A 16,236-nucleotide genomic window follows, 5' to 3' on the forward strand; every position below is an offset into this window, starting at 1 on the left:
ACCTTGATTATAAAGATAATGATTTTCACTATTAATTTATTTCAAATTCAATAAAGAATCAAGGTAAAATCAAGGTATTTTGTTTTATCTTCTTGTCTGCCACCGCTTTCTGTACCTGGCTCTTCATAGCGGCAATTATATTTTGTTCTTTCTCACTTACAACATCCTTAATTTCTTCTTTAAGCCACAGGACGGAGGTACCAATGTACAATGGCACAGAAAATAACAATGCCCAGTTTCTTACTACTTTGGGGAGAGAGCAAGTCTTGTTCATAATGGTAAGGGAACTTGGTAAGCGTATGCCTGGATAGAGGAGACCACTAAAGGAAGGCATACCCCTACTGCTGTTGGTAAAAAATAAACTTTATTACTTGGCAAGGCGCCATCTGCCGCCTATACTAACCCCAAGCTGGTACGGATTGGCCTGTCTCTGAGCCTCCCGCAGCATAGGGCTGAGCGAGTAGGTGAATTCAGGAGCCAACAGTATACTCATCTTCTTGGTGACGTCATAGCCAACCCCAATGGAGGTAGTGGTTGCCCACTGTACCGTCCGGAATGGGGAATCTTTGTCATTGAGCCCATATCTCACAGCCTCTACCTGGTCTGTCTCTGGCACAATGGTGTTCTGCACCAGCAGGTTCATGTTCAGCCCGCCAGAGAAAAGGGCATACATTCTCTTCATGTTCAGCCGGTAAGCCAACCGCACGGGCAAACCTACCTGTTGGTACCGGTACCTGGTATTGTAGCGGTCGGTGCGATCTACAGTGATGGCTCTAGCGGCCATTTCATTGTTGAAAGCGTTGGTCACCAAAGGTGCACTCTTGCCCGACGAGCTCCCCAGGTCAAACCCTACCGTGGATAACACCGACCCTCCCTGGTACACCAGGTAAGACTGCGTGGTGGTTGCCTCGTTCTGCGTGTACAATACCCCGGTCTCCAGTTGCCAATTGTCATTGATCCGGTAACTGGCACCCACTAGGGCTGCATAAGAATAGGTTGGGGTATAGCTGTGGTTGTATTCCTCTACCGCCTCCTTGTACTGCGCATATGCCTGGGGTTGTCCTACGGCCGGGCTGTTCATAGCAGAATTATCGCTTAATTTTACTGGTGCGTAAGCATACTGAGGGCTATAGGCCATGGTCACGCTCCACTTGTAAACGTCACTTTCTTCGGCTTCATTGCCTTTTTTAGGCGCAGGGGTCTGGGCCAAGCTGGTCAAGGGGGCTTCCTTCTGAACCAAAATACTTCTCTCAGGCACTCCTTTAAGCGAATCCAAGCCCAACGGGAGTCCTTTAGAAAATGCCAGATTATTTGTAACAGATCGGGAAAAAGCCTTGTTTTCCCCGCTTATTGGCTGGATGGTTTTGTCTGTAACCGGCCTTTCTGCCTCTGTTGTGATGGCTAATTCTACGGCAGGTTTGCTTTCTTTCAGTATTTCTGCATCTGCAGTGGTGGTATTTTCTTTAGGGTTTTGCTGCGCCAATGAAACGGTGGAAGCTGGCCGGTTCTCATTCAAAGCATAAGTCCTGCTATTAGAAGCAGCCCCAGCAGCATCTTTATTTTGAGCCTGTTTCCCAGAAAACACCCTTGGAACGGAGGCCAGAACTTCAGGCGTAACGTGGCGTTCTGAAGCTTCGGCCATCTCAGGAGCTTCGGCTATCGCGGGGGCGGCATTTGCCGGAAGGTCCACATCGGCCGCAGGCCGGTTTGGCACAGATGCCGCCGGAGCTTTCTGGCTACTTCTCTCCTGCCCGGAAGCAAGGGTATGCTGCTGGTCAACCAGAAGAGAGGAATCCTGCTGCCAAACAATGATGCCCGCCGAGAGCAGGAGCAACAGCAAGGCGGCCGCCATGGAGCGGTACCATATCATCTGCTTCCTATACCGGTGCAGTTCCTGGTTCTCTATTTCGCGGTGCACGTTTTCCCAGATTCTGGGTGGTGGAGCGCTTTCAGCTTCAGCAAAGCCATTCCGGAAGATGTCCTCCACAGACTGGCCTTTCTCTTTATCAGCCGGTGACTTTTTCATGGTATTGCTGTTTTAACCGCAACAACGCCTGCCGTAAGCTGGCGCGGGCGCGGGAATATTGTGACTTGGAGGTGCTCTCGGTGATGTCCAGCATCTCTCCTATTTCTTTGTGCGAGAAGCCTTCAATGGCATACAGGTTAAAAACCGCCTGGTAACGCGGCGGCAGGCCCCGCACCAGTTCCAGCAGCTCCTCGTAGGCAAACTGGCTGTCTATGCTATCGTGCTCAGAGACATCGTCCCACTCCTCCTCCTGGTCTGTGACCATGAGGTGCCGGTTTGTGCGCTGGTGTTTCAGGGCCGTATTGATCACGATACGCTTTACCCAGAACTCCATCGGACAATCCCCCTTGAAATCCTGCAGATAGCGGAAGACCTTGATAAATGAATCCTGCAAGATATCCTCGGCCTCAAAATCCGTACGGGCATACCGCTTACTCACGGCCAGCATCTTCCCCGCGTACCGCTGGTAGAGCAGATGCTGGGCATCCCGTTTGCCGGCTACCGCCCGCTTGATGAGGTCTGCCTCTGAAGGATCTTTGGGTTTAAATATCTTCAACGGAGGGTCATTAAAATGATCTTCTACAGGTAAGAGCCCTTAGGGGCCGCAATGGTTGCATGGCCGCGGCGTCCACAGAAAATAATTTTACAACTTACTTGGTCACAGGTAAGATAACCAGAAAACAGGGTATATCCCAGCCTAAGGCACAGCGTTGCCTACCCTGTTTTAGGGCTGTTTTACAGAAAAGAAGTTAAAAACGAAATTAGCTGTGCCAGATCTGCCAGGCGACTTCGGCCTGGAGACAGAGCATTTCATAGCCGTTGATGGTTTTGGCGCCCATCTCCTTGCCCCGTTTCATGAACAGGGTCTCGGCCGGATTGTACACCAAATCATACAGGTAATGGTGAGAAGACAGCAACTCATACGGAATGGCTGGGGCCTCGTCTTCTTTGGGAAAAGTGCCCACCGGGGTGGTATTGACAATGAGGGAGACTGATGCCATAATGCCGGGCGTGAGCTCCCCGTAGGTAAGCAGGCCCGGTTTTTTCTCCCTGGAGACTACTCTATAGGAAATGTTGAGGTACTCCAACGCCGCTATCACCGCTTTGGCTGCCCCACCCGTGCCCAGCACCAGCGCCTGCGACAGCGAAAAGCACGGGTAGAAATGCTGGAGCGACTGCATGAAGCCCTGGTAATCTGAGTTGTGGCCCACCAGGCGGCCGTCCTCAAACTTAACAACATTCACTGCCCCAATGCGCGCCGCGGCCGGGTCCAGAGAGTCCAGGAAAGGAATGACGGCTTCTTTGTACGGGATAGTTACGTTCAACCCCTTCAGGTTGGGATGCGCCTGCAGTAAACCGGGAAACTCATCGATGGTGTCCAGCTCGAAGAGATGGTAGACGCTGTCCTTGTTTCCCTCTGTGAGGAATTTCTCTGTGAAGTATTTTTGGGAGAAAGAGTGGCTCAGCTTGTAACCTACCAGCCCGTAAACATTTTCCATATCAGGTAATCTGCGAGTTGGCTTACTGTTGGCCTATTGCTGTTTGGGGCTCAGCTTCTGCTTTACTATTTCAATGATGGGCGGGATGATAGAGATTAGGATGATCCCGAAAATCACCAAGGAAAAGTTTTTCTTCACTGCCGGGATGTTCCCGAACACGAAGCCGGCCACCGTGAAGCCAACCACCCACAGGAAACCGCCTATGATGTTATAGGAAAGAAACTTGCTGTATTTCATGGTTCCTACGCCGGCCACAAACGGGGCAAACGTGCGGATGATGGGAATGAAACGGGCAAAGATAATGGTTTTACCGCCGTGTTTTTCATAGAAAGCTTGGGTTTTGAGCAGGTACTCCCGTTTCAGGAACCGGTAATCCCGCTTGAAAACCTTAGGCCCGAAGTAATCCCCGATGAGGTAGTTTAGGGTATCTCCCAGAAAAGCGGCCACAAAAAGCAGGACCAGCAATATCCAGATGTTCAGCACACCAGTGGCCGCAAACGCGCCCGCGGCAAACAAAAGCGAGTCGCCGGGCAGAAAAGGCATTACCACCACCCCAGTTTCTACAAAAATGATCAGGAAAAGGATAGCATAGGTCCAGGTACCGTAGTCAGAGATAATCTGGCTTAGGTGCTGGTCCAGGTGCAGAAACAAATCAATGAACTGACGGAGTAACTCCATAGGGCTGTAGAATGGTGCTTAGATAAGTTTATCTAACATTCCCTTGTCAAGGAAATGCGTGAAAGTATCGCCTCTGAGGCCTAACCGGATAGTTTCCAGCGGCACAATCTCATTGGGCGCAATATTGCCCAGGTTCACGTTGGCCCCCAGAAGTTTGATAAAGAAGACTTGCTGCGCTTTTTGCGGCGCTTCCCAGATGATTTTCTCAAAAGGGATCTTGGTAAGGATTTCCTCCACCAAGCCGCTTCTCACCTCACCGGTAGAGCGGAAAAGCCCCACGTTGCCGCTTTCCCTGGCTTCCCCGATTACCTTCCAGGCGCCGGCATCCAACTCGGCCTGCATCAGGCTGATCCATTTGTAGGGAGGGATGATTTTTTGGTCATCTTTAGACCCTACCTCAGAGAGGACAGTGGTTTGCTCCGCCAGCGTACGGATATACTTGCATTTGAGCTCATGGTCCATTTCAATGGAGCCGTCTGAGATTTCGGCAAACTCCAGCTTGTATTTGTCCAGCAAACGGCGGTAATCTTCGAACTGACCGCGTACGATGAAGGCCTCAAATAGGGTACCGCCAAAGTACACCGGAATTCCCGCTGCCCGGTAGATGTCTAGTTTCTGGTCCAGGTTAGGCGTCACGAAGGAAGTTGCCCAGCCCAGCTTCACAATATCTACGTACTCACCGGCTACCTCTACAAAATTTTCGGTTTCGCGTAAGCTAAGGCCTTTGTCCATGGCCATGGTAAAACCGCTGTCTCTTGGTTTGGAAGTGCGTTGGGGGAGGTGGGTAAGTTCGTAGTTCATGAAAGCGTTATTTGCGATACTGGTCTATCAGGCGAGCAAGGGCTCGCTGGGACTCCAGTTCAGGAAAGAAATCGAAGAGAAGCCTATGCTTATCGAAGTCCAAAATTAAAGCATTTTCCAAATAATTATATGCCTGCTTATACTTTCCTGCCGCCAGACTGTAGGCACAAAGGCGATATTGAAGTTCTGCTTCATCGGGCTGCAACTCTAAAGCATTCAGCAGTAGATCGATAGCTCCCTCATAGTTGCCTTGCTCATAAAGGATAATGGACCAGTTCAGCCAAATATCTTTGTTCTCGGGGGCCAGGGTGCTGGCCTGCTCATAGGCTTCCACGCTGGAGATGATGTTCCCCAGTTGGTATTCGGCGGCAGCCAAAGCCAGCCAGTAATCAGAGTTCTCAGCGTAGAAAGAGATGGCTTTCTTATAGAAATGGACGGCTTCCATCCATTTCCCCTGCAAGTCTAAAATAACCCCAATCCCAAACCAAGCCTCATCCATCTCGGGTGAAAGGTCAATGGCTTTCTGGTAGTACTTATGCGCAAGGTCCCACTGGGAGAGCTTCTCGTAGCACTCCCCTATGTTGCACAGGATATCGGCATTAGGCTCAGTATGCTCCAAAGCAGCCTGGAAAGACTCAATGGCTTTGGTGAACTCGCCCATGTACACGTAGTTGTTGGCCAGGTTCACATAGGCAGGAGCCAGATCTGGCTGGATTAGCGTCGCGTATTCATAGGCGCCTACGGCTTTTTCATGGTTTCCCAGCCTGCTCTGCGCCAGACCCAGGTTAAACCAGGCCATGGCCGAATACGGGTCTTCATCCACGAACCCCTGAAAGAAGTTGATGACGTCCTCGCCCTCACCGGTGATCTCCAGGCAATACAGCAGTTCCTGCAAGGCCAGCTCATTCTCCATGTTCAGGAGCAGGCTCTTCTTATAGTACTTCATGGCCGCCTTGAACTTGCCCCAACTCTGGTAAGAAAGACCTATGTTGAAATAGATGTCATCCTTTACCTCAGATTGGTCCACGGCCTGCTTGAAACAGTCAATCGCCAGCGCGAAATCTCCCTTCTGGTTGAAAATAATGCCTTTAGTCAAAGGAATATCCTCATTGTCAGGCTCCATCTGGGCCACTTCCTCCACTAAGTTCAAGGCCTCATCAAACGCTCCCAGCATGGCCAGCACCTGCGCCTTGTCAATGAGCAATTCCGTGGAGAAAGGATACTGCATGATACCCACATCACAGGCTTTTAAAGCCTGGCTGTAGTTAAAGCTATTGGCATAGTAATCTATGATACTCTCATAATCTGAGAGATCAAAGAATACAGTAGTATTAGACTCCAGCATGTTTTCGAACCTTTTTACCAGGTCCAGGTCTTCGCTGGAGAAATCTTCAAAATTATCGTTCATCTACAAGTAAATCTCAACATGGGCCATGGTCATGGCCCTTCTCAATACAACACCTCTACCCTAACTGGATTGTGCTAGACGACTCCTGCTTTTGCAAGCTCCTCACAACTCCAACGCAGGGTATCTTGCAACGGACGGAACGTGATTCCAGTTGCCGCCTTTATTTTTGAATTAGAATAAAAGTGTTCCTCTTTTGCCATCCGGGCAGTTTCTTTGGTAATCAATGGTTTTGTGCCTGTCAATTTTCCACGCACGCTTTCTACCCGCCAGACTATCTCCGCTACCCAGGAAGGCACTTTCACGCTAGGGGCTTTTTTCCCCATCAATGATGCCACCGCCTGGAAGAAATCGTGATAAGAAGCCTGGTGTCCGTTGATGATAAAACGTTCGCCCCAGTGGTTTCCGTTCATTAACCGCCACATGCATTCCACCACATCCCGAACATCTACGAAGTTAGCATACCCTTGGGTATAGAACGCACGCTCATCAGAAATATATTTGAAAAGTTGGGTACTGCTCCGCGACAAATCACCAGGGCCCAGGATGACGGAAGGATTCACGATTACTGCCTGAAGGCCTTCGGAGATTCCTCGCCAGACCTCCATCTCAGCGAAATGTTTGGTAAACGCATATACTGACCTCTCTACCGCCGGATCCCATTTCATGTCTTCATGAATGAGTTTCTCGCCCTTTTTCCGGTTAATGGCCGCAATAGAACTAACATGGCATAGCCTCACGCCTGGGTTTGCCAGGCAGGCATCCACTATGTTGGCGGTGCCGTCTACGTTTATCTGTTGCAGCAGCCCGGCATCCTGCGGGGCATACGAGACAAAGCCTGCGCAATGGTACACTTCTTCTACCTGCTGCACCAAAGACCTCAGAAACAAAGGGTCCAGGATATCTCCCTCCACCCATTTCAAGTGAGGATGTTTTATTTCTGAGGCAGTTTTCCTGATAATGGCCGTAACCGCACAGCCTTCTTTCAGCAGACGCTGCAAAAGAAAATGGCCTAAAAGGCCACTGCCACCGGTTACCAGCACATGTTTCAAAAGGATAATCAGCTTAAAGTTATAGCGTGGTATTTAGGAGGGGCAATTTCATCGCTTCCTGGAACAAAGGTTCATTTACCACCCGCTCCAGTACCCTGATGTGTTTCTCAGAGTGTGTATCTGTACCCAGAAACTCGACCGCTTTCCTTTTGATGAGTTGCCGAGCTACCTCTTTGGCCTGTTTAGAATAATACCCCGTCAATGAGTTGGTGTTAATCTGAAAAAGCACCCCAGTCTCCCTCAAGGAAAGCAGGGCTTCCATTCTCCCATAAAAGTAAGTGTACCGCTCAGGATGTGCCAAAACCGGGGTATAGCCTGCGGCCTGGGTCGCAAAAATCACCTGCCGCAGATGGGAGGGCTCATTCATATAGGAAGTCTCAACCAAAAGGAACTTACGATCCCCTCCGAAAGTCAAGAGTTCCTCTCCCTTCTCCAGTTTAGCGGAAAACCATTCATCTAAGTAATACTCTGCCGCACAGGAAAGCGCTATTTCAAAGCCCCGTGCATTTGCCGCCTCCTGAAGTTCTTGTAGCTTAGCCCTGATAGTTTCTGGGGTATTTTTATAAAAATCGCCCATAATGTGGGGCGTCATGCAAAGCTTCTTGAAGCCCAAAGCGGAAAGGCCTTCAAGAAGCTGCAAAGAATCGTCTAAGGTTGTAGCACCGTCATCTAACCCTGGGAGTAGATGAGAGTGCATATCGGCAAACAGATCAGCAAAAGAAGAGGTAGCAGTCTCACTCTTACCCCAGAGCTTACGAAGGTTACCCCACATATCTCTATTTGAAGATAGACTTCAACTTGCTTCCAAATGTTGGTTTTACTTCCTCATCATAGTAGCCTTGCCCATACCCGTAACCATATCCGTACCCGTAACCATAACCGTAACCGTACATATTGGCCCCGCTTACATCATTTAAGATAGCGGCCATGTTGGAGAGGTGGTTTGTACGCACCAGCTTATCAATGCCTTTCAAGAACGCTTTTTTGGAGTAATTGGCCCGCACAATATAAAGCGGAACATCTGCCTTGCGCATAATCAATACCCCGTCCGTTACCAAACCAACTGGAGGACTGTCAATCAAGACGATATCATAGATTTGGTGCAGTTCCTCCAAAACAGCATCAAAACGGCTCCCCATAATCAACTCAGACGGATTCGGAGGCGTAGGTCCCGCCGAGATAAAATCCAGGTCTGGAATGGAGGTATTTTGCACGCTCTCAAGCACAGTATGCTTGTCAATGAGTATCGTGCTCATACCCTTACTGTTGTCTCCATCCAAAGCAATATGCACCTTAGGCTTCCGCATATCTAAGTCCAGAACCACAACTTTCAACCCAGACATAGCAATGATACCACTCAAGTTCACCGCCACAAAAGTCTTTCCTTCACCACTTATGGTGGACGTAACTGAAATGATCCTTTTCTTCTTGGAGGCACTCATAAACTCCAGGTTAGTCCGGATGGAACGAATAGACTCGCTCAAAGCAGACTTAGGGTTCTGATTCACCACCAACTTGGAGAACGGCATTTTCTGCTTGTCATACGATGGAACAACTCCAAGGACCGGGATAGAAGTATTCCGCTCCAGTTCTCTAACGTTTGTCACAGTATCGTGCATCAAATACCGGGTGGCAATTAAACCAATGCCCAAGAACAACCCTCCGGCAACCCCAATGGCATAGATAATAAGCCTGTTGGGAGAGATGGGGCTCGACTCATCCGGTAGGTTAGCAGGTGACAGGATCTGGAAATCCGGAGTAGTGCCTGCCATCGCGATTCCATACTCCACTCTCTTATTCAGGATTTGGGTAAAGAAGCTTTCATACAGACCAAAAATCCGCTCTAATCTGGCCCGCTCTGTTTCCTGTGAAGGAGCTTGCAGGATTTTACCTGTCAATTCTCCTTGAGTTCTATCAATGTTTTGAATCTTCGTCTGCACCAGAGCTCTGCTGCTATTTAAGATGCCCGCAATTCTATTTTGAGTAAAAGCCAGTTTATCTTCCAAAGAATTATCGGCAGTAGTGTTACCCCTACTGGTTAATCTAACAGTTCTAAGGCGCGCCTGCAGATCACTCAACTCTGTTAACTGTTCAGCCAGTTCAGGATCCTGGTTTTCCTGGCCTTGAAGACCGGAAACAACCATGGCCAAATCTTCATTTCTCTGAACTTTAGCTTGGATAGTATTCAACAGTGACAATTGGAACCTGAGTTCCAACTTTTCCTTTTCCAGTTCCTGAACCTGAGCGAGCGCTTCCTGCAGGTTGGATTTGATATCATAAGACTTAGTCTGTCTTACAAATCTTTCTATATCATTCTCTGCTTTCCGGAGGCTGTCTTCCGTGTCCTTTAACTGATCGTTTAAGAAATTAAGGGTTTGCCTGCTTGCCTGGTTGCTTCGCTCAATCTTGTGCTGCAGATAAACGGCGTCAATATTATTGACAATATCGTGTGCCTTATACCGATTAAAGTCTTTGAATGAAATCTGAATTGTTTTAGACTCAGGATTTAGAATGGCAGTGGTTAGATTATTATCAATATAACCTTTGAGAGAACGATTACTATGCACAATAAAGAAATACGTTTCTCCAACATTGGCAGTAGTAAAGGAAGGCAGAGCATTGATAGTAATGGTACTACCAGAAAGTGCAAAAGGAACGCCAACTGGATGTGAAGAATGTTTTCCTCCTTCGCCTACATAAACATCGAATTTACTGGGGGAGTCAAACTTCACGTATATTTTCTGATCATACACGTTAAAGTTTGTAGAGTCATAAACTATTTCAAATGGACTGTCTTTATACAACTCTGCATCTAGCACCCGTGCCTCCACATGGTAACTCACCTGAAGAGGCATGGTTCTCTTCAGTCTTTCAAATACAATATTAGACTTGATCAGATCAACCTCTCCTTGAAGCTTTCCAATTCCAGACTCTACTTTGAGGCCATTATTCTCTAACCCAAGCACACCCGCTTCAGACTGCTCATCCAACTTGATGGTGGAGGATGATTCATATACTTTTTTGGTATATCTTAAATATAAATAAGAGGCTGAAGCACCCAGAATAACAAGCAGTAATACCCATGGAATGCTGCGCCGTACTACATGCAAGAGGGTAACAAAATCTATGCTTGTTCCTCCGTCATCCTCTTCATCCTCAACACTCCCCAAACGATGATCTAGTTCATCCAGATCATTGGCTGTCTTTACGCTCATGAAATTACTTTGACCTTAATTGATTATATTCCGGATAACAATATAAGAGGTAAGCACATTTGAAAGAGCCCCTACTACTGTCAAAACATCTCGCAGGGACTCATTAAATACCCGTCGCACTGGTTCCACGTAAATGACATCATTAGGCTGCACCTTGAGGCTCGCCCTCTGCAAACCTGCCACCGTGGAGAGGTCTATAACATGCACAATAGGTTTTCCTGAAGCCACATCTCGTATCAATCTTATATTTTGCGCCTTCCCATTTTCCGGGATTCCGCCTGCCAGCGCCAAAACTTCTACCACATTGATATTTTCATTAGAAAGGGGAACCACTCTACCTCCTGTGGCACCAAGCACCACCACCCTTCTACTGATTACTTGTGAATAAACATAGGTGTCTCTATAATAAGTTTCAAATCTGCTTTGGAACAGACTATCGGCTTGGGAAACGGTCAATCCCTGTACCGGCACAAAGCCAATCATAGGAACTTTAACCTCGCCATTGGGCAGAACTGTGTATTCCTGTTGATCCTTCTGGTTGTTTTGTTGGGCTGCCACGTTTCCCCCACCTCTACCTCCTGTCTGGGTTAATTCCTGACGCAAGAAGTTGTTAGGGTCTACCAGAATCTCACCTTTGTTCGTGTAAATCCGGATGTTCATGACATCATTCGGTTGAATCCTATAGTTTCTTCCAGCCTCGGCCATAGAAGCCCGCAACAAATCGGCGTTTACGTCACCCTCTGTTCTGAACATGACGTTCTGCCGATAGACATTACAGGAACTGAGTTGTGAAATCCCAATCAAAAGAAGGAGATAGAAAAATGGTTTGCGGAAAGCAAAAAGCATACCTATATAGGAAGAGTCTTAATTACAAAATAAACATCTGCACCCTACTTAGGTTAGGTACAGACAGAGCCAACCACAAAGTAAGGCAAAAGTTATGGCTACGCCAAAATCTTGAATAAAGGAATAGGTCTACTTCAAAAACACCCAATCAACTTTCCAGTCTTTTTTTGATAAAAAAGTTTATAAAATCATGGTAAACACTTAAACCAGTCATTTCATCTGGGGTACACACCTCCTTTGGGAACACACGTAATCTTTTGAGTGACAAATTCCTCAGGCTAGAACAAGAAACCCTAACATACGTTAGGTAGGATTAGGTTTTTATGCTACTTTTATAAAAAAAGATTAAAAGGATAACCTATACCCCAATGCAACTTATCTATAACGAGAATCAGCAAATGATTGCTGATATGATCCGTGATTTTGGCGCAAAGTCCATCAAACCAGACATGATGAAGTGGGATGAATCCCAGGAGTTCCCTATACATGTCTTCAAGCAGTTGGGTGAACTAGGGCTCATGGGCGTACTAGTGCCACAGGAATATGGTGGGTCAGGGTTCGGCTACCTGGAATATGTGACTGCCATTGCTGAGTTATCCAAGATTGACGGTTCTATTGGCCTTTCCATGGCCGCTCACAATTCTTTGTGTACCGGACATATCCTGCAGTTTGGCAATGAGGAGCAGAAACGTAAATGGCTTCCTAAACTAGCCTCCGCCGAGTGGATTGGCGCCTGGGGACTTACAGAGCCTAACACCGGATCTGATGCAGGAAACATGCGCACAGTAGCGGTAAGAGACGGAGACCACTGGGTGCTTAATGGCGCAAAGAACTTTATTACTCACGGTAAATCTAGCAACATTGCCGTAGTGATTGCCAGAACCGGCGAGGTGGGTGATTCCCATGGGATGACTGCCTTTGTCATTGAGAAACCAACCGAAGGTTTTTCAGCGGGGCGTAAAGAAGATAAGTTAGGCATGCGCGCCTCAGAGACTACCGAGTTGATCTTTGAGGATTGCCGCGTACCGCACGAGAATATCTTGGGGGAAGTTGGCGAAGGATTTATCCAGTCTATGAAAGTACTGGACGGCGGCCGGATCTCCATTGCGGCTTTGAGCTTAGGGATTGCCCAAGGAGCCTACGAGGCGGCTTTGGCTTATGCCAAGGAACGCCAGCAATTCAACAAACCTATCGCGCAGTTCCAGGGCATTGCCTTCAAACTGGCAGATATGGCCACCGAGATTGAGGCTGCCTCCCTGCTGACCTACCGGGCCGCGGATATGAAAAACCGGGGCGAAAACGTGACCAAGGAATCAGCCATGGCTAAACTGTATGCCTCGGAAGTGAGCGTACGGGCCGCCAACGAGGCCTTGCAGATTTTCGGGGGATACGGATACACCAAAGACTACCCAGCTGAGAAATACTACCGCGATGCCAAGCTCTGCACCATTGGCGAGGGCACCTCAGAAATCCAGAAACTTGTTATCTCCAGATCAGTATTAAAATAATTAGGGAATAGGTATTGACTGTCAATAGATTTGTCAATATCTTTGCACTCCTTAAAACAATTGACTTTAAAATCAATCTCTTATATGATCATCATCAACGTAAAGGATAACGAGTCTGTAGACAAAGCCTTAAAAAGATTCAAAAAGAAATTTGAAAGAACTGGCGTATTGAAGCAATTGCGTGCCAGAACTTTCTTCCAAAAGCCTTCTGTAGCCAAAAGAAAGCAGAAAGAGAGAGCAATCTATAAGCAACAGTTGTTCGCGAACGACAACTACTAGGCCTTATCTTTAGAATTTACGTGGTAATTCCATAAATTAGTGCGTACCGCCCCACAGCGGCTACTTACTGATTTATGGAATTATTTTTTAAGTACCTCCAGTACGAGAAGCGCTTCAGTCCGCATACCATTACCTCGTACCAGACAGATCTTCAGCAGTTCAAAGAATACCTTCAGGAGGTATATGACCTGGAGGATATCCAGGCGGCAGACCATGCCATTATCAGGTCCTGGGTAGTGACGCTGGTCCAGAAGGAACTGGACAGCCGCACCATCCACCGGAAAATTGCCTCCCTCCGCTCCTATTTCCGTTTCCTGGTACAGCGCGGGGTGTTGGAAGTCAACCCTACAGTTAGGATTAAAGCCCCGAAATTAGCCAAGAAACTCCCGGCCTTCATCCCCGAGGATGCTTTTACCCAATTGCTGGACCAAAGCGAATTCTCACCTGATTTCAAGGGCCAGCGGGAAAAACTCATCCTTGAATTGCTTTATGGCACCGGCATGCGCCTGGCCGAGCTGACCAACCTTAAACTGGAGGATATCAATCTCTCCGCCAGCACTTTGAAGGTTTTGGGCAAAGGCAACAAGGAACGAATATTGCCCCTAAACCACTCTCTGGTCCAGGCTCTCACCGTTTATTTGCAGGAACGGCGGGCCACTTTTCCCAAAAACAATTCTCCTTTTCTCTTCGTTACGGATAAAGAGGCGCCCCTCTACCCCAAGTATGTATACCGGGTGGTGAAAAAGTACATGAGTTCTGTGTCTACTGCCATCAAAAACAGTCCGCACGTACTCCGTCACTCCTTTGCCACCCATCTACTTAACCGAGGGGCAGATTTGGGCGCCATTAAAGATTTGTTGGGCCATGCCAGCTTGGCGGCCACGCAGGTCTATACCCACAACTCAATTGAGAAGCTCAAAGCCGTCTTTGAGAAGGCTCACCCAAAGGCTTAATTCGTAACACCCTAAAGAAGTAAACTATGAAACTGCAAATCCGATCTGTACACTTCACCGCAGACCAAAGTCTGTTAGATTTCCTTCAGAGAAAACTAGACAAGTTAGATACCTTTTTTGACAGAATAGTAAGCGGCGAAGTGGCCCTGCGTGTACAGAAGCCAGAGTCTCATGATAATAAACTGGTGGAGGTAAAAATCTTCGTTCCTGGCGCTACCCTGTACTGCTCAGAAGAGGCCGGTACTTTTGAAACTGCCACAGACAAAGCCGTAGAGGACCTTAAAAAGCAACTCATCAGGTACAAAGACAAGTTAGCCACCCATTAAGATAAAGACACCCTATAAATAAAAAGGGCCCCATTTTGGGGCTCTTTTCGTTAAAACAGGTGCTAAACGCAATTTTATAAATTGAAGGCGGCTTTGATTTTATCTACGTAGTCCAGCTTCTCCCAGGTGAAGGTCTCGAACTCTCTGGTTTCGGCTTTGCCGTTCACCTGATAAGTCACCTGCTTCAAGCCAGACTCGCGGCCCATGTGACCGTAAGCGGCAGTTTCTGAGAAAATAGGGTTCTGCAGCCCGAAACGCTTCACAATGTCATAAGGACGCATCTCAAACAACTCATTCACTTTGTTGGCGATCTCGCCGTCTGTCATCACCTCGCCATTGGCGCCTTTCACTTTGGTGGTACCGTAGGTGGTCACATATAAGCCAACCGGCTCAGCTACCCCAATCGCGTAGGCTACCTGTACCAAGACTTGGTCAGCCACCCCGGCGGCTACCAGATTCTTGGCGATGTGGCGAGCGGCGTAGGCGGCAGAACGGTCTACTTTAGAAGAGTCTTTTCCAGAGAATGCCCCTCCGCCGTGGGCGCCTTTGCCCCCGTAGGTATCCACGATGATCTTACGGCCTGTTAAGCCGGTATCGCCGTGCGGACCACCAATCACGAATTTCCCAGTTGGGTTGATGTGGTAGGTGATGTCATCGGTGAACAAATCAACGGTACGTTGCGGCAAATGGCTCTTTACCCTGGGCAGCAGAATATTCAGCACATCTTCTTTGATCTTGGCCACCATCTTCTCCTCAGCCTGCTTAGAGGCAGTTCTGTCAGAGGCGTCCGAGCTTTCAAACTCATCGTGCTGGGTAGAGATCACCACGGTGTCAATTTTCTCCGGCACGTGGTTGTCTGAGTAGCGGATGGTCACCTGAGACTTGGCATCGGGGCGCAGGTAGGTCATTTCTTTGCCTTCTTTCCGCACAGCGGCCAGTTCCTTCAGAAGCAGGTGAGAAATCTCCAGAGCCAACGGCATGTAGCTGTCGGTTTCGTTTGTGGCGTACCCGAACATCATGCCTTGGTCACCGGCACCCTGATCTTCTGGGTTCTCGCGCTCAACGCCCTGGTTGATATCGCCAGACTGCTCATGGATGGTAGAGATCACCCCGCAGGCCTCGGCATCAAACTTATACTCTGACTTGGTATACCCAATGCGGCGGATCACCTCGCGGGCTACCTTCTGCACGTCAACGTAAGCGTCTGATTTCACCTCGCCGCTCAGCACCACCAGACCGGTAGTTACCAGGGTTTCGCAGGCTACTTTGGACTGAGGATCTTGTTTCAGGAACTCATCTAACAGAGCGTCAGAGATTTGATCGGCTACTTTATCCGGATGTCCTTCCGATACCGACTCAGATGTAAAAAGATAAGGCATTCTCTAAGGTATAATTTCTATGACAAGGCGGTCACCTCCCAGGTTTTATGAAAAACGCATCAGGCACTTGGTCCGCAAGAGGCAAATTTAGCTTAATTGCCGAAGATGCAAAAACCTTGCTTCTTAAATGCGGGGTTCTGTCTCCAATTTCTTCGGTAAGTACCCCTTAATGCGGTACCCATTTTCGCTTTTGCCCTGGTTTAAAGAAAACGACCCCAAAACGGGTTTTCTCACTCTGGCCGGCTCCGTTTTGCAGGGCAGAAACCTTT

16 protein-coding genes are annotated in these 16,236 nt (G+C 48.2%); 4 read left to right on the forward strand and 12 right to left on the reverse strand.

Annotated features, from left to right (window positions below; translation table 11 throughout):
- Window positions 1-58 precede the first annotated feature (58 nt).
- From J3P34_RS04690 to J3P34_RS04740, 11 genes are all read right to left on the reverse strand, one after another.
- Entirely contained in the window at window positions 59-274 is a 216-nt protein-coding gene (locus J3P34_RS04690; protein WP_210466619.1) for a hypothetical protein, read from the reverse strand.
- Between the two features lie 93 nt (window positions 275-367).
- Window positions 368-2,026: an outer membrane beta-barrel protein gene (locus J3P34_RS04695; protein WP_210486647.1), complete on the reverse strand. Its 1,659-nt coding sequence runs from the start codon at window positions 2,024-2,026 to the stop codon at window positions 368-370.
- On the reverse strand, window positions 2,007-2,582 hold the full coding sequence (locus tag J3P34_RS04700) for an RNA polymerase sigma factor (protein ID WP_246853531.1): 576 nt from the start codon (window positions 2,580-2,582) through the stop codon (window positions 2,007-2,009). Before J3P34_RS04700 ends, J3P34_RS04695 begins: the two co-directional genes overlap by 20 nt.
- Window positions 2,583-2,787: 205 nt before the next feature.
- The gene (locus tag J3P34_RS04705; RefSeq protein ID WP_210486648.1) at window positions 2,788-3,525 is read right to left on the reverse strand and encodes a shikimate dehydrogenase family protein; all 738 of its coding nucleotides are present in this window, start codon (window positions 3,523-3,525) and stop codon (window positions 2,788-2,790) included.
- 33 nt (window positions 3,526-3,558) lie between these two features.
- Window positions 3,559-4,203, reverse strand: coding sequence for a DedA family protein (locus tag J3P34_RS04710; protein WP_210466622.1), 645 nt, complete (start codon window positions 4,201-4,203; stop codon window positions 3,559-3,561).
- An 18-nt stretch (window positions 4,204-4,221) separates the two neighbouring features.
- A complete protein-coding gene (locus J3P34_RS04715) occupies window positions 4,222-5,004 on the reverse strand; it encodes a phosphosulfolactate synthase (RefSeq protein ID WP_210466623.1) in 783 nt (260 codons plus the stop codon).
- Between the two features lie 7 nt (window positions 5,005-5,011).
- Window positions 5,012-6,412, reverse strand: a complete 1,401-nt coding sequence (locus tag J3P34_RS04720; RefSeq protein WP_210486650.1) for a tetratricopeptide repeat protein — start codon at window positions 6,410-6,412, stop codon at window positions 5,012-5,014.
- Window positions 6,413-6,486: 74 nt separating this feature from the next.
- Entirely contained in the window at window positions 6,487-7,452 is a 966-nt protein-coding gene (locus J3P34_RS04725) for an NAD-dependent epimerase/dehydratase family protein (RefSeq protein WP_345890335.1), read from the reverse strand.
- 28 nt (window positions 7,453-7,480) lie between these two features.
- On the reverse strand, window positions 7,481-8,233 hold the full coding sequence (locus J3P34_RS04730; RefSeq protein WP_210486655.1) for a tyrosine-protein phosphatase: 753 nt from the start codon (window positions 8,231-8,233) through the stop codon (window positions 7,481-7,483).
- A 4-nt stretch (window positions 8,234-8,237) separates the two neighbouring features.
- Complete coding sequence (locus J3P34_RS04735) at window positions 8,238-10,676, reverse strand: GumC family protein (RefSeq protein WP_210486657.1); 2,439 nt, start codon at window positions 10,674-10,676, stop codon at window positions 8,238-8,240.
- 15 nt (window positions 10,677-10,691) lie between these two features.
- On the reverse strand, window positions 10,692-11,522 hold the full coding sequence (locus J3P34_RS04740; RefSeq protein WP_210486659.1) for a polysaccharide biosynthesis/export family protein: 831 nt from the start codon (window positions 11,520-11,522) through the stop codon (window positions 10,692-10,694).
- 368 nt (window positions 11,523-11,890) lie between these two features.
- Here J3P34_RS04740 and J3P34_RS04745 point away from each other — a divergent pair, with 368 nt between their 5' ends.
- From J3P34_RS04745 to hpf, 4 genes are all read left to right on the forward strand, one after another.
- Window positions 11,891-13,030, forward strand: coding sequence for an acyl-CoA dehydrogenase (locus J3P34_RS04745; protein WP_210486661.1), 1,140 nt, complete (start codon window positions 11,891-11,893; stop codon window positions 13,028-13,030).
- 84 nt (window positions 13,031-13,114) lie between these two features.
- Entirely contained in the window at window positions 13,115-13,309 is a 195-nt protein-coding gene (rpsU, locus tag J3P34_RS04750) for a 30S ribosomal protein S21 (protein WP_149092115.1), read from the forward strand.
- Between the two features lie 74 nt (window positions 13,310-13,383).
- Window positions 13,384-14,262, forward strand: coding sequence for a tyrosine-type recombinase/integrase (locus tag J3P34_RS04755; protein ID WP_210486663.1), 879 nt, complete (start codon window positions 13,384-13,386; stop codon window positions 14,260-14,262).
- A gap of 26 nt (window positions 14,263-14,288) precedes the next feature.
- Window positions 14,289-14,588, forward strand: a complete 300-nt coding sequence (gene hpf / locus J3P34_RS04760) for a ribosome hibernation-promoting factor, HPF/YfiA family (RefSeq protein ID WP_149092113.1) — start codon at window positions 14,289-14,291, stop codon at window positions 14,586-14,588.
- Between the two features lie 74 nt (window positions 14,589-14,662).
- Here hpf and metK read toward each other — a convergent pair whose 3' ends face one another.
- On the reverse strand, window positions 14,663-15,967 hold the full coding sequence (gene metK / locus J3P34_RS04765) for a methionine adenosyltransferase (protein ID WP_210486664.1): 1,305 nt from the start codon (window positions 15,965-15,967) through the stop codon (window positions 14,663-14,665).
- Window positions 15,968-16,236: the final 269 nt, after the last annotated feature.

The sequence above is a fragment of the Rufibacter aurantiacus genome (assembly GCF_017916345.1).
Taxonomy (GTDB): domain Bacteria; phylum Bacteroidota; class Bacteroidia; order Cytophagales; family Hymenobacteraceae; genus Nibribacter; species Nibribacter roseolus.